16 protein-coding genes and 1 pseudogene are annotated in these 12,729 nt (G+C 40.1%); 14 read left to right on the top strand and 3 right to left on the bottom strand.

Annotation, left to right across the window (positions count from 1 at the left end; translation table 11 throughout):
* Window positions 1-44 precede the first annotated feature (44 nt).
* Entirely contained in the window at window positions 45-1,034 is a 990-nt protein-coding gene (locus PL8927_RS16800; RefSeq protein WP_083623816.1) for a LysR family transcriptional regulator, read from the bottom strand.
* Between the two features lie 131 nt (window positions 1,035-1,165).
* Between PL8927_RS16800 and PL8927_RS16795 the strand changes: the two genes are divergently transcribed.
* The 11 genes and pseudogenes from PL8927_RS16795 (at window position 1,166) to PL8927_RS16745 (ending at window position 9,912) form a co-directional block, all read left to right on the top strand.
* Window positions 1,166-1,879 (top strand): NnrU family protein, encoded by a 714-nt coding sequence (locus PL8927_RS16795; RefSeq protein ID WP_083623812.1) that lies wholly within the window; start codon window positions 1,166-1,168, stop codon window positions 1,877-1,879.
* A 48-nt stretch (window positions 1,880-1,927) separates the two neighbouring features.
* Window positions 1,928-2,305: a thioredoxin family protein gene (locus PL8927_RS16790; RefSeq protein WP_083623808.1), complete on the top strand. Its 378-nt coding sequence runs from the start codon at window positions 1,928-1,930 to the stop codon at window positions 2,303-2,305.
* Between the two features lie 511 nt (window positions 2,306-2,816).
* A pseudogene (nuoL, locus tag PL8927_RS16785) lies at window positions 2,817-4,334 on the top strand (NADH-quinone oxidoreductase subunit L); the annotation flags it as partial.
* A 468-nt stretch (window positions 4,335-4,802) separates the two neighbouring features.
* Window positions 4,803-6,389 (top strand): photosynthetic/respiratory NAD(P)H-quinone oxidoreductase subunit D1, encoded by a 1,587-nt coding sequence (gene ndhD1, locus PL8927_RS16780; protein WP_083623806.1) that lies wholly within the window; start codon window positions 4,803-4,805, stop codon window positions 6,387-6,389.
* A gap of 210 nt (window positions 6,390-6,599) precedes the next feature.
* Window positions 6,600-6,794 carry a DUF433 domain-containing protein gene (locus PL8927_RS16775; RefSeq protein WP_083623804.1) on the top strand — a complete coding sequence of 65 codons (195 nt, stop codon included), beginning with the start codon at window positions 6,600-6,602 and terminating at the stop codon, window positions 6,792-6,794.
* A gap of 136 nt (window positions 6,795-6,930) precedes the next feature.
* Window positions 6,931-7,596, top strand: a complete 666-nt coding sequence (locus PL8927_RS16770) for a ParA family protein (RefSeq protein WP_083623802.1) — start codon at window positions 6,931-6,933, stop codon at window positions 7,594-7,596.
* A gap of 15 nt (window positions 7,597-7,611) precedes the next feature.
* Window positions 7,612-8,127 (top strand): hypothetical protein, encoded by a 516-nt coding sequence (locus PL8927_RS16765; protein ID WP_083623799.1) that lies wholly within the window; start codon window positions 7,612-7,614, stop codon window positions 8,125-8,127.
* Window positions 8,127-8,609, top strand: coding sequence for a hypothetical protein (locus tag PL8927_RS16760; RefSeq protein ID WP_083623795.1), 483 nt, complete (start codon window positions 8,127-8,129; stop codon window positions 8,607-8,609). Before PL8927_RS16765 ends, PL8927_RS16760 begins: the two co-directional genes overlap by 1 nt.
* 63 nt (window positions 8,610-8,672) lie before the next feature.
* A complete protein-coding gene (locus tag PL8927_RS16755; protein WP_083623793.1) occupies window positions 8,673-9,143 on the top strand; it encodes a DUF29 domain-containing protein in 471 nt (156 codons plus the stop codon).
* Between the two features lie 92 nt (window positions 9,144-9,235).
* A complete protein-coding gene (locus PL8927_RS16750) occupies window positions 9,236-9,559 on the top strand; it encodes a DUF433 domain-containing protein (protein WP_083623791.1) in 324 nt (107 codons plus the stop codon).
* A 20-nt stretch (window positions 9,560-9,579) separates the two neighbouring features.
* Complete coding sequence (locus tag PL8927_RS16745) at window positions 9,580-9,912, top strand: DUF5615 family PIN-like protein (RefSeq protein WP_083623789.1); 333 nt, start codon at window positions 9,580-9,582, stop codon at window positions 9,910-9,912.
* Here PL8927_RS16745 and PL8927_RS16740 read toward each other — a convergent pair.
* Window positions 9,896-10,129: a hypothetical protein gene (locus PL8927_RS16740; RefSeq protein WP_083623787.1), complete on the bottom strand. Its 234-nt coding sequence runs from the start codon at window positions 10,127-10,129 to the stop codon at window positions 9,896-9,898. The two genes, PL8927_RS16745 and PL8927_RS16740, sit on opposite strands and share 17 nt — an antisense overlap.
* 53 nt (window positions 10,130-10,182) lie before the next feature.
* On the bottom strand, window positions 10,183-10,449 hold the full coding sequence (locus PL8927_RS16735) for a hypothetical protein (protein WP_083623784.1): 267 nt from the start codon (window positions 10,447-10,449) through the stop codon (window positions 10,183-10,185).
* A 150-nt stretch (window positions 10,450-10,599) separates the two neighbouring features.
* Here PL8927_RS16735 and rpsP point away from each other — a divergent pair, with 150 nt between their 5' ends.
* The 3 genes from rpsP (at window position 10,600) to PL8927_RS16720 (ending at window position 12,563) form a co-directional block, all read left to right on the top strand.
* On the top strand, window positions 10,600-10,887 hold the full coding sequence (rpsP, locus tag PL8927_RS16730) for a 30S ribosomal protein S16 (RefSeq protein ID WP_083623782.1): 288 nt from the start codon (window positions 10,600-10,602) through the stop codon (window positions 10,885-10,887).
* Between the two features lie 19 nt (window positions 10,888-10,906).
* Window positions 10,907-11,281, top strand: a complete 375-nt coding sequence (locus PL8927_RS16725) for a KH domain-containing protein (RefSeq protein WP_231506045.1) — start codon at window positions 10,907-10,909, stop codon at window positions 11,279-11,281.
* 322 nt (window positions 11,282-11,603) lie between these two features.
* Window positions 11,604-12,563: a PhoH family protein gene (locus PL8927_RS16720; protein ID WP_083623778.1), complete on the top strand. Its 960-nt coding sequence runs from the start codon at window positions 11,604-11,606 to the stop codon at window positions 12,561-12,563.
* Window positions 12,564-12,729: the final 166 nt, after the last annotated feature.

Below are 12,729 nucleotides of genomic sequence, written 5' to 3'. Positions count from 1 at the left end.
ACAGAGAAATTTAACCTCAAGAATTGATAATAAAAGAGATTGAATTAGTCTGATAAAGGTAAGGCTGTGTATTCCGTTGGGTGTTGGATATCAATGGAATGTTGGTTAAAATTGGGGCTGGCAAATTTAGGTAAAACTTCATTGGTAAAAGCCTCTGCTGCCTTTGAGCGATAGCGATTAGGATTATAAATCACTGATAATGTCCGTTTGACAATCACCTGATCAATTTTAACGCTTTGGATCACCCCCATTTGCAACTCTTTTTCAATGGCAGAAGTAGAAACAAACGCCACCCCTAACCCCGACTGAACAGCATTTTTAATCGCTTCAATCGAACTCAGTTCCATTTCTATTTTGAGATCGGTTGTATTAATCCCACAGCGCGTTAAGACTTGATCAATGACCTTACGAATTGTGGATTGAGAATCGAGGGTAATAAATTTTAACTGATATAAATCCTCTTTGAGGATAGTTTCTCGTTGGGCAAATTCATGGGAGATCGGAACAATTAACGCCAGTTCATCCTCAGCATAGGAGACAATTTCTAAGGCTTGGGTCAATTCCGAAGAAATTTCGCCGCCGACAATGGCCAAATCAATTTGTCCATTCGCCACACTCCAAGCCGTGCGCCGGGTGGAATGAACGTGTAACTGCACCGAAACATCGGGGTATTTTTCCCGAAATAACCCAATCATCCGAGGGAGCAAATAGGTTCCGGTGGTTTGAGATGCCCCTATAATTAAGGTTCCGCCCCGGAGATTTTGTAAATCGTCGATGGCGCGACAGGTTTCTTGACACAGGGACAAAACTTTTTCACCATAACTGAGGAGCAGATGACCTGCTTCAGTCAGTTGAGCCCGACGTCCCCCTCGATCAAATAAGGGTACGTTTAACTGTCGTTCTAGGTTTTGTACCTGGAGACTGACAGCAGGTTGGGAGACATACAGGCTATCAGCAGCGCGTTTGAAGCTGCCTTCAGCCGCAATGGCTTTGAGAATGCGTAACTGATCTAAAGTGAATGGAAGGTCAGACATATTCCTCAACCTCGGTAAAATCAGCAAGCGTGATGGCTTTTAGGATGGGGGATCAAGTTCTTTCAGCATACTGCGGGATGATCTGTATTGAAATTAACTTTATTATCTAACTATATTGAGAAGAGGTAAAAATGTCTGATCATTGGCTGACTCCGAGCCATTTTGTTATGTTAGGGTTACTGTTGGGATTTGCGATCGCTCATAGTGGTTTAGCAGCATTACGGCCTTGGGGAGAATCGAAAATTGGCCCCCGACTGTATCGGGTTTTATTTGCCTTGGTGAGTATTCCCTTCGCAACCGTTCTGATTATTTACTTTTTTAATCACCGTTACGATGGGTTACAACTGTGGATGGTTCAGGATGTAACAGTTGTTAAACCGATTGTTTGGATTTTATCGGCAATTTCATTTATTTTTCTGTATCCAGCCACGTTTAATTTATTAGAAATTGCCGCCATTGCGAAACCAGAAGTTCATCTCTATGAAACCGGAATTATCCGCATTACCAGACATCCACAAATGGTGGGTCAAGTGATTTGGTGTATGGGTCATACCCTCTGGGTTGGGACAAGCTTCACCCTCCTAACATCGGTGGGGTTAGTCTTGCATCATTTGTTTGCCGTTTGGCATGGCGATCGCCGTTTATTCGCTCGTTATGGCAAATCCTTTGAAACCGTCAAATCTCGGACTTCGGTAATTCCGTTTTTAGCTATTCTACAAGGTCGTCAAACCCTTGAAATTAAGGAGTTTTTTCGCTGGGCTTATTTGGGAGTGTGTATTTTTATCCTTCTACTCTGGCAAGCTCATCCATTATTAATTCGTGCGACAGGTAACATAGACTGGTAGCATGATCCCAAGGATATAAAAACATTCATTAATAAAATTTGAGGGATCATGCTGTTGTCGGTCAATGAGCAGATGTTTAAGCAAGAAGTTCTGGAAGCTTCTACTCCCGTTCTGGTACATTTTTGGGCACCTTGGTGTGGATTGTGTAAGCTGATTATGCCTCAACTACGTCAATTCCAGGAGGACTGGCGAGGCAAAGTCAAATTGGTTGGGGTGAATGCAGATCAAAGTTTAAAGTTAGCCAGTACCTATCGCCTGCAAACGTTACCAACATTAATTGTTTTTGATCGAGGTCAAATATTATATCGACTTGAACATTTCCAAGGTCGAGAAGATTTGCGCCGTAGCTTGCATACGTTTATGGTTAGTTATCAAAGTCGTCCACAAATCCGTCAAACTCAAGAAGTTTTACCCTTGAAAGCGTGAGACAGTTATCAGTTATCAGTTATCAGTTATCAGTTATCAGTTATCAGTTATCAGTTATCATACTAATTGTTACACTAGAATATTAAATAGAATAAAGCTACCTATAGCATTTCTGATTATTTAACCCTTTTAAAATAAACCCTGGAAATAATTTCGCCGAGAGTCGGGAGCTTTCCTATTTGTCGGCTTTTCATTTATAGCAATGAGCAGGTTAATGTTTACAACTTCTTTGTGTCTTTGTGTCAGGCGTGGTAACATTCAAGGCTTGACCCTTGTAAACAAGCCAGCGCGACCTGCTATAGATCGAGAGGAAACTTCCTTGACCGCCATCGACCTCGGATGTGTAAGCACGGTTCACTAGCAGTTTTCCCCTATCAGTCTGCCCTAAACCTCCTGAGTCATGACTTCCTAAGAAAGATTTCAGGAATTTTTACCCATAAGGTTCATACTGTATGTCAAAATTATCAACAGTTTTGGCAAGTTCATTAAGAACTATAAAGTTGACATCGTTATGGAACCTCTGTATCAATATGCCTGGTTAATTCCCGTGTTGCCCCTATTAGGCGCAACCCTGGTTGGAATTGGGCTAATTTCCTTCAACACTGCCACTAACAATTTGAGACAGGTTTGTTCAATCTTCCTCGTCTCGCTGTTAGGCGCATCAATGGTATTATCTTTTGCCCTCCTAGGCAGTCAACTCCAAGGTCACGCTCCCTACACCCAGATGATTGAGTGGGCAGCCGCAGGGGACTTTACACTGAAAATGGGTTATACCATTGACCATCTAGCGACGGTGATGCTGGCTATTGTGGCGACGGTTGCCTTCCTCGTCATGATTTACACCGACGGTTACATGGCTCATGACCCCGGATATGTACGCTTTTATGCCTATCTGAGTTTATTTAGTTCTTCAATGTTAGGGCTCGTCATTTGCCCGAACTTAATTCAGGTTTATATTTTCTGGGAACTGGTGGGAATGTGTTCCTACCTGTTAATTGGGTTCTGGTACGACCGCAAACCCGCCGCCGATGCCTGTCAGAAAGCCTTTGTCGTCAACCGAGTTGGGGACTTTGGCTTACTCTTAGGAATATTAGGGATCTATTGGGCGACTAATACCTTTGATTTTGAACTCATGGGAGAACGGCTGGAACAGGCCGTCGCCACGGGTTCCCTCAGCGTCGCCTTAGCCACGTTATTAGGCGTATTAGTCTTCCTTGGCCCTGTTGCTAAGTCCTCCCAATTTCCCCTCCACGTTTGGCTTCCCGACGCCATGGAAGGCCCGACACCGATTTCTGCGTTAATTCACGCTGCAACGATGGTGGCCGCCGGAGTGTTTTTAATCGCCCGGATGTACCCCGTCTTTGAAGGGTTGCCGATCGTGATGAATATTATTGCCTTTACCGGATGCTTTACCGCCTTCTTGGGGGCCACGATCGCCTTAACCCAAAATGACATTAAAAAAGGGTTAGCTTATTCGACGATTTCCCAACTCGGTTACATGGTAATGGCGATGGGCGTTGGAGCTTACAGTGCGGGACTATTCCACCTGATGACCCACGCTTATTTTAAAGCCATGTTATTCCTGTGTTCCGGTTCGGTAATTCACGGGATGGAGGGTGTTGTGGGTCATGATCCAATTCTGGCCCAGGATATGCGTCTGATGGGGGGTTTACGCAAATATATGCCCGTCACCTCCGCTTGTTTCCTGGTGGGAACTTTAGCCATTTGCGGTATTCCGCCCTTTGCGGGGTTCTGGTCAAAGGATGAAATTTTGAGTAATGCCTTTGCGGCTAACCCGATGTTGTGGCTTGTCGGTTGGTTAACGGCCGGAATGACTGCCTTCTATATGTTCAGAATGTATTTCATGACCTTTGAAGGCAAATTCAGAGGCAATGATACCACGATTCAACAAAACCTGTTATCCGAAGCTAATGGCCCTCAATTTGCCTTTGGCCCTGGGGCGATGAACCCGGAGGAGTTAGCCCACAGCAACGATCACGGCCATAGTCATGATCCCCATGAGTCCCCCATTTNCCTTAAAACGGGTTAAGAAAGAGAAGTTTTGAGTCATCTTTAGATGACTTTAGCTCTTAGCCCGAACTTTAGTTCAGGGCTAACCTGAGTTAAGTTGACACTCCTTGGGTTGTCCCGCCCGTACCCGTCAACGGTCAACGGTCAACCGTCAACCCACACCTGAAATTAAGAAAGGTTGAATTTCTGTTCTAAATATTGATTTTTGTTGAACAATAGAAATCATGAATTTAGAAAGGAAAAAATTAAACCTTTCTTAGAACTTTATCCAAGGGAAGGTTAACTTAAAGTTTTCCAATTTTGGAAGAATTAAGATTGATCTTCCCTTTAACACTCTAAATTCTGAATTCTACAAATAGGGACTTCATTTACAGCATAAAACAGCGCGAATCTCTATTAAGAATTAAGTCTAAATATTCTTAATTCTTAATTCTTAATTCTAAGTCCTTCATTCATGACTTGATCTATGGAAAATTTTCCTTGGTTAACAACCATCATCTTATTTCCGATTGTTGCCGCGTTACTGATTCCGATTATTCCTGATAAAGATGGAAAAACCGTAAGATGGTACGCTTTAATTGTGGGGCTAATCGATTTTGCCTTCATCGTTTATGCCTTTAATAATGGATATGATCTCCACACCCCAGGTTTACAACTTGCTGAAAAATATACTTGGGTTCCGCAAATAGACTTAAATTGGTCTGTAGGGGCAGATGGGTTATCAATGCCCCTAATTATTTTGACAGGATTTATCACCACTTTAGCGACTTTAGCCGCTTGGCCTGTCACCCTCAAACCCAAATTATTTTATTTCCTGATGTTGTTAATGTACGGCGGACAGATTGCCGTATTTGCCGTTCAGGATATGTTGCTGTTCTTCTTGGTGTGGGAATTAGAATTAGTTCCAGTTTACCTCATTCTATCCATTTGGGGTGGAAAAAAACGCCTCTATGCAGCTACAAAATTTATTTTGTATACCGCAGGAGGTTCGCTATTTATTTTGGTGGGTTCCCTAGCCATGGCATTCTATGGGGATACCATCACCTTTGATATGCAAGCGATCGCAGCGAAACACTATCCCCTGAATTTACAACTGTTATTATATGGTGGGTTCCTAATAGCTTACGGGGTGAAATTACCGATTTTTCCCCTGCATACTTGGCTCCCTGATGCTCATGGAGAAGCCACGGCTCCCGCCCATATGTTACTAGCAGGAATTCTGTTAAAAATGGGAGGATATGCGTTACTGCGAATGAACGTCGGAATGTTACCCGATGCTCATGCGGTATTTGCTCCGATTTTAGTGATTTTGGGCGTGGTTAATATTGTTTATGCAGCCTTTACCTCCTTTGCTCAAAGAAACCTCAAGCGCAAAATCGCTTATTCCTCAATTTCTCACATGGGGTTTGTGTTAATTGGGATGGCATCCTTCACCGATATTGGCATGAGTGGGGCGATGTTACAAATGGTTTCTCACGGGTTAATTGGGGCGAGTTTATTCTTTTTAGTCGGCTGTACTTACGACCGCACCCATACCTTAATGTTGGATGAAATGGGTGGCGTTGGCGTCAAGATGAAAAAGGTCTTCGCCATGTGGACAGCTTGCAGTATGGCATCTTTAGCCTTACCTGGAATGAGTGGATTTGTTGCCGAATTAATGGTGTTTATTGGGTTTGCTACTAGCGATGCCTATAACTCCACATTTAAAGTCATCGTGATTTTATTAGCAGCCGTTGGGGTGATTTTAACCCCGATTTATCTGCTCTCAATGTTGCGTGAAATTCTCTACGGCCCCGAAAATAAAGAGTTAGTGGAACATGAGAACTTAGTAGATGCTGAACCCCGTGAAGTGTTCATCATTGCCAGTTTATTAGTGCCGATCATTGGTATTGGGTTATATCCGAAAATATTAACCCAAATCTATGATTCCACAACCACACAGTTAACCGCATTAATGCGTCATTCTGTCCCGACTTTAGCGCAAAAAGCTCCAGAAGTTAAACCGAATAAATGGAAATTCTTCTCTTTGAGTGCGCCTAAAATTGGTAAGTAGTTAGTGATCAAATATTGATTTCATAAACCCGATTTCTTGAAGAAATTGGGTTTCTTTTTATGGGTTCTTGAATGTTACCACAAAGACACAAAGACACAAAGAAGTTGTAAACATTAACCTACTCATTGCTATAACTCTTTTTCCCGTTGTCTCAACAACTTATAATTATAAGCGATACTTAAACTATTAATCTAATTTGAGGCTAAAATCATGTCTGAGAATTCATCGATAATTAGTATATCTACGGAAATCATGGGGGGAACTCCAGTATTTCTAGGGACGAGAGTTCCCATACAAACGCTATTTGACTATTTAGAGGCGGGAGAGTCTATTGATGATTTTTTAGAGGGATTTTTAACTGTTAGTAGAGAAAAAGTTATTACCTTGGTCAAGCTACGGTTGTAAGTTAATAGATAGCGATCGCCCCGCATCCTAACAAAAACAGTTAAACTATAAAATAAATCTCTATCTAAACGATTAATGTCATTTGATGTTATACTGAACGAGATAGTGTATTTACTAAAAACGTAGTAATACTGTAATGAAAGTTATTCTCTGTACGCATAATAGTGGTGGTGTGGGTAAAACGACCTTAGCTGTTCATTTAGCAGGAGTTCTTTCTAAAAGAGGAGATGTTTTACTAATAGATTGTGATGATCAAGCAGATTCTTGGAAGTTTTATGTCGGTGAAGAGCCTAATGAAGAATCTGACTCTAATTCAGTTTCAGTAGATACAAGACCAGGGATATCAGTTATAACAAACCCTAATCGAAAACGTCTGAAAAAGTTTGTTAAAATAGAAAAATATGATTATGTTGTTCTTGATATGAATACACCCTTAGCTAATATTGTTCAAGTTATTTTGAGCAGTGATCCTCATATCATCTTCATCCCCATCAGTTCATCCCAGAGGTATAAAGGCTTGAATAATCTTGAACCAACTTTAAATATAATTTTTGAGATGGAGGCAAAAGCCACTTTTACACCTGAAGTTTTTGTCGTACCCTTGGGAATTAGTGCTGATGAAGTACAAGAACAAGTTAATAGTATAGAAGATAAGCCTAGCCAATGCAGGGTGGCTTCAGAGATGATTAACGTTCAAGATCCAATGCAAAAAGCTGTATATTTAACTAAAAAATATATTTGGGAATATTCAGAATACCAAGAGCTAGAAAACTATTTTGAAGACTTATTAATTAATATTTAGAAAAGAGGTAAGACAATGAGTTCAAAAGAAACAAAATCAGGGCTTAATCAAGATTTATCTGATAAAAAAGTGATTAACATCAAGAAGAACAGCAAAAAAGTAGATGAAGCTATTAAAAAAGGGATACAACTCAATGAAGAATTAGAGAACGAAGATCAAATCAAAGAATTTACTATTAAAATATTAAATACAGATAACCAAAAGTTGATGGAATTAACATCAGCAATTAGAATGAGTCGGGCAGCCATGATAGAATATTCAATAGAGTATGTTTATTATTGTATTAATAGATTAAAATTAAATCTTGATGAAATTATTCAAAAAATGGGTGGATTAGGAGGAAATTCAAATTCAGATTCTTCAGTTTTATATAATCTAAAGCTAGATATAGTTACATTACATAAAATTAAAAAAATTGGAATGGAAGAAAGAGTTAATGATTGTGCAATTTTAGGGATTCGTTTACTCTATCAAAATAACTGTACTGTAAGAGAATTGGAAAAAACAAGCGAAATTTCAAAGGAAAAATAATGAGCAATTATAAAGTTATAAATGCTGTAATTCAGGGTATTATTTTGAGTGATACAGCCACCAAACAAGAATTAGGTCGTCGTTTTGCGTATTGTTTAGGGTTAACTCCTGGCCCTGCTGGAAGTGATGGTGGCGTTGATGGAGAAGGTTATATTAATGGGTTAAAAATTTATTTTCAATCAAAGTTAGAAAACAAAAATTTAGAAGCAAAAGAAGCAGACGTTTTACATTCTTGTCTAATACGGCATCGTGCTGATATTGGTGTAATGTTAGCTGGAGTGGGTTATACATCACCAACAAGATCCAATCCTAAAGCGGGTTTTAAAAATCGTCTTCTTGAGTTTCCTGATATTGAACGTTTTACAATTCATCTACTAACATTACGAGATATATTTGAAGAAAACCAAGCCTTTAAAGATGCTGTTAATGACTTACCTCCTTTGCGTGAACTCAATCGGGAAGCATGGAATATCATGCAATAATAGATCAAATAAAAATAGATTTTTATCCCTGTTTTTAGCTTTATTTTAACAAACAATATTATTATGAATTCTCAACTCTATCAACCCAATCTAAATCAATTAACCCTTTATGACCAAGATTATTATTTATGGATTCAGAAAACTGTAGAACAATTACAGCATAACCAATTTCAAGAGATTGATCTTAAAAATTTAATTGCTGAGTTAGAAAGTATGGGGAGGAGTGAGAAACGATCTGTTCAAAGTAATTTAACAGTTTTGTTAATACACTTACTTAAATATAAATATCAACCGAATAAACGATCTCGAAGTTGGAGGAGTACAATTGTTGAGCATCGACGACGTTTGTTAATTTTGTTTAAAGATAGCCCCAGTTTAAGGGGATATGGTCAAGAAATTTTTGCAGAATGTTATCAAGATGCGCGTCAGGATGCAGCAACAGAAACTCAATTAAAAGTTAGTGTTTTCTCTGATGAATGTCCGTTTAATTTAGAAGCAGTTTTGAAGGTTGATTATTTGGCTGATGAAGAATAAGCGATCGCATTTTAACTCAAAGAATTTAGAAATAGGACAGATAACAGGATAAAAATGATAAAATATCCTTAACTGTGCTGTATTATATTAATATGACTCTAACTGAATTCCAAACTCAACTTTTGTCTCTGACTCTAATTGAAAAAGCGGAAGTCATTCAAGCGTTAACTCAGACTTTAAGCAATGGTTCACGGGGAATTACCAAAACTCCTGGGGTAATGGGTGGAGATGCTTGTATTGCTAATACTCGTCTTCCCGTTTGGCTATTTGTAAGTTTACGCCATCAAGGTGCGACGGATGCAGAAATTTTGCAATTATATCCCCATTTAACGGCGGCTGATTTGTTGAATATTTGGGTTTATGCAGAAGCGTATTCTGAAGAAATTGAACAAGCATTAAAAGAACAAGAAGAATAAATGTAGTAGAGAGTTGAGGAATGGCTAATCTTTATGCAGATGAACAGTTTCCGTTACCTGTTGTAATATTATTGCGTGATCTAAACCATAATATTCTCACGGTACAAGAAGCAGGTAACGCTGGATTATCTGACCCTGAAGTTTTAGAATTTGCTATTAACAATGAGCGTGCTATTATAACACAAAACCGTCGTGATTTTATTAAACTCCATTCTCAAAATCATAATCATGCTGGTATTATTGTTTGTACCAATGATCGAAATATAGAAAGACTAGCAGATAGAATTAATCAAGCAATTGCTTATGAAACCACCTTACTTAATAAGTTAATTCGAGTTAATCGCCCACAATAATAATTAGAAGAATGATTATTTTAAAATAGCAAAAATAGGACATTCCCCCGGATAAAATTATGATATTTGCGATTAGAAAGCCTCGATCAAGTTTTTTGACTCGGACAAGAGATTCAGGATCTTCACTTTTAATCCAATCGGCGGTAATAATGGTTTCTAAAATTCCCGCAATAATCAAAACATAGACTAAGGCATAGATTTTATCTAATAATACCAAATAGCCAACATCAGGTAAAGCATCGGAATAGGATTGTTGCAGAAAAACAATGGTTAATAGGGCGGTGACGGGAAGAATAATCCGAGAGTCAACATAGATGGGATAAAGTAATAAGGAACCCCAACGGTAACTTTTTGGGCGGTGGCGGGAATTTCAGTTAGAGGTTGATAAATCGATAAACTTTTTTTAGGGGTTGGGGTGCGGAAACTGTTCCCAAACTGTAAAATTAAGATCAGGGCAATAATACCCAAGGCAGAGAGCAGAAGTTTACGACTATTTTTTTTCAGGTTAATCCAATGGGATAATCGGGATAAAGACATGGGTAGATAGGGGCTGTTCGTGCTAAGGGGTGAGTCAGAGTCGGAGGGTGAATTGCCCATACAGCCAGTGTTGGCTAAAGTTTCCCTAAACAAATGACTCGGTTGTTAAAAAATAGCTTACAATTCCTAGAGAAGTGTTTTGAGTCAATAATGATCAAACTGCGTTTAAAAAGATTCGGAAAAAAGCGGGAAGCTAGTTACCGCATTGTGGCGATGCACAGCTTGTGTCGCCGAGATGGTCGTCCACTAGAAGAACTGGGCTTCTACAATCCCAGAACCGATGAAGTTCGATTGGATGTCCCTGGTATTGTCCGTCGCTTACAACAAGGGGCGCAACCGACTGAAACTGTGCGTAGCATCCTAAGAAAAGCCAATGTTTTTGAACAACTCAAATCTGGAGTCCAATCCGAACCTATTACCGCAGAGTCCGCAGTCTAATCCCAATTATGACGAACTGGTGCGGTTTTTAATCGAGCCGTTTCTGGAATTTCCAGAATCCCTTCGGGTCGATTGTGAACATTTTTCTAGCATCCGCAAAACTTGGGTTCGGTTGGCGGTGGAAGCCGAAGATAAGGGGCGGGTTTATGGTCGCGGTGGACGCAATATTCAAGCCATTCGTATGGTTTTAACGGCACTGGCGAAGGCGTCAAGTGAAACGGTTTATTTGGATATCTATAACGACTCTGAATCCGATGAATCTTATCAGGAACGGGAACCGAGAGAGACGAGAGAGACTTTTAATCATCGTTCTCCGGGGCGATATTCAGAGCAGACTCGTCCATCACGCTCCTCCCCTTCTAAGCCGCGTTTGAACCGAAGATATGAGCAATAACGTTTTGTTTAGTCTGTTCTCAGCCGTGAAGCTCTAACTCCTGCTGAGGACGGATTAACCCGTTAAAACGATTTTCTCATGTTGGGCAAAATTAGGTTCGGGCAACTCAGACGGTTTTGCCCAACCGTTTCCCCCAACCTCAATATTCAGTCAGTCAAGCCAGCCTGCTCTTAACTATCGGCAATTGAGTGATCAAAACTTTATATAGCAATCCCAAATAGGTTGTAATAATTTACAACTGAGATGAAACAGCCAGAAGTATTATCCCAGATCTGGTGTTCCCTGTTCCCTGTTCCCTGTTCCCTGTTCCCTGCTATATCTAATGACTGAGCGATTAACCCTTCAGTTACCGAGTGTTGAAAGTGCAATGGCACTTTCTGGCTATCAAGAAGATAATCTGAAAACCCTATCTCAACAAACGGGTGCTCAACTGGTGATGCGAGGACAAGAATTGCTCGTGAGTGGAACGGCCAGCCAAATTCAATTGTGTGAAAAATTAGTTGAATCTTTAAAAGAGTTTTGGAAAGACGGAAAACCAATTAGTTCTGTGGATATCCTCACGGCGCGTCATGCCATTAATACCCATCAAGAGGATACCTTTAAAGAAATTCAGCGTGATGTTTTAGCAAAAACACGGCGAGGACTGGAAGTTCGCGCCAAAACCTTTCGCCAACGTCAATATGTTCAGGCGATGCGGACTCAGGATTTAATTTTTTGTATTGGCCCTGCGGGAACAGGGAAAACCTATTTAGCGGCAATTTTAGCCTTACAAGCGTTATTATCTGACCAATATGAACGGTTAATTTTAACTCGTCCGGCGGTGGAAGCTGGGGAAAGATTAGGGTTTTTACCCGGAGATTTACAACAAAAAGTTAATCCCTATTTACGGCCGTTATATGATGCTCTTTATGAATTAATCGACCCAGAAAAAGCGGCGAATTTAATGGAAAGAGGGGTAATTGAAGTGGCTCCCCTGGCTTATATGCGGGGTCGGACGTTAAACAATTCTTTTATTATTTTAGATGAAGCCCAAAATACAACTCCGGCTCAAATGAAAATGGTATTAACTCGCTTAGGGTTCCGTTCTCGGATGGTGGTAACAGGAGATATTACCCAAACGGATTTACTTCCGAATCAAACATCGGGGTTAACGGCGGCATTAAAAATCTTAAAAAATGTTGAAGGAATTGCTTTCTGTGAATTTTCTCAAGCGGATGTGGTGCGTCATTCCTTAGTACAGCGCATTGTGGCGGCGTATGAAAAACATGAAAAAGTCAACTAAAAGAGATGGCAAAAAATCTATAGCAGGGAACAGGGAACAGGGAACAGGGAACAGGGAACACCGGAGAAAAAGAGTTCACCGCCCTTGCTTTGCTGAATAACTTCCTTTGCGACTGCTATATTAAAAAAAAATTAAGCTGAAGTTCCCAAAATTCGAGTAAAATTAA

The sequence above is a fragment of the Planktothrix serta PCC 8927 genome (assembly GCF_900010725.2).
GTDB lineage: Bacteria > Cyanobacteriota > Cyanobacteriia > Cyanobacteriales > Microcoleaceae > Planktothrix > Planktothrix serta.
Note: the sequence above shows the minus strand (reverse complement) of the source record. Positions and strands in the feature narration are given on the sequence as shown.

Excerpts from the sequence above, each read along its gene's own strand:
- PL8927_RS16735 (WP_083623784.1), bottom strand. The coding sequence starts at position 10,449 with ATGTCTTTATCCCGATTATCCCATTGGATTAACCTGAAAAAAAATAGT.
- PL8927_RS16775 (WP_083623804.1), top strand. The coding sequence starts at position 6,600 with ATGTCTGAGAATTCATCGATAATTAGTATATCTACGGAAATCATGGGG.
- PL8927_RS16770 (WP_083623802.1), top strand. The coding sequence starts at position 6,931 with ATGAAAGTTATTCTCTGTACGCATAATAGTGGTGGTGTGGGTAAAACG.
- ndhD1 (WP_083623806.1), top strand. The coding sequence starts at position 4,803 with ATGGAAAATTTTCCTTGGTTAACAACCATCATCTTATTTCCGATTGTT.
- PL8927_RS16765 (WP_083623799.1), top strand. The coding sequence starts at position 7,612 with ATGAGTTCAAAAGAAACAAAATCAGGGCTTAATCAAGATTTATCTGAT.
- PL8927_RS16790 (WP_083623808.1), top strand. The coding sequence starts at position 1,928 with ATGCTGTTGTCGGTCAATGAGCAGATGTTTAAGCAAGAAGTTCTGGAA.
- PL8927_RS16755 (WP_083623793.1), top strand. The coding sequence starts at position 8,673 with ATGAATTCTCAACTCTATCAACCCAATCTAAATCAATTAACCCTTTAT.
- PL8927_RS16720 (WP_083623778.1), top strand. The coding sequence starts at position 11,604 with ATGACTGAGCGATTAACCCTTCAGTTACCGAGTGTTGAAAGTGCAATG.
- PL8927_RS16760 (WP_083623795.1), top strand. The coding sequence starts at position 8,127 with ATGAGCAATTATAAAGTTATAAATGCTGTAATTCAGGGTATTATTTTG.
- PL8927_RS16750 (WP_083623791.1), top strand. The coding sequence starts at position 9,236 with ATGACTCTAACTGAATTCCAAACTCAACTTTTGTCTCTGACTCTAATT.
- PL8927_RS16795 (WP_083623812.1), top strand. The coding sequence starts at position 1,166 with ATGTCTGATCATTGGCTGACTCCGAGCCATTTTGTTATGTTAGGGTTA.
- PL8927_RS16800 (WP_083623816.1), bottom strand. The coding sequence starts at position 1,034 with ATGTCTGACCTTCCATTCACTTTAGATCAGTTACGCATTCTCAAAGCC.
- rpsP (WP_083623782.1), top strand. The coding sequence starts at position 10,600 with ATGATCAAACTGCGTTTAAAAAGATTCGGAAAAAAGCGGGAAGCTAGT.
- PL8927_RS16745 (WP_083623789.1), top strand. The coding sequence starts at position 9,580 with ATGGCTAATCTTTATGCAGATGAACAGTTTCCGTTACCTGTTGTAATA.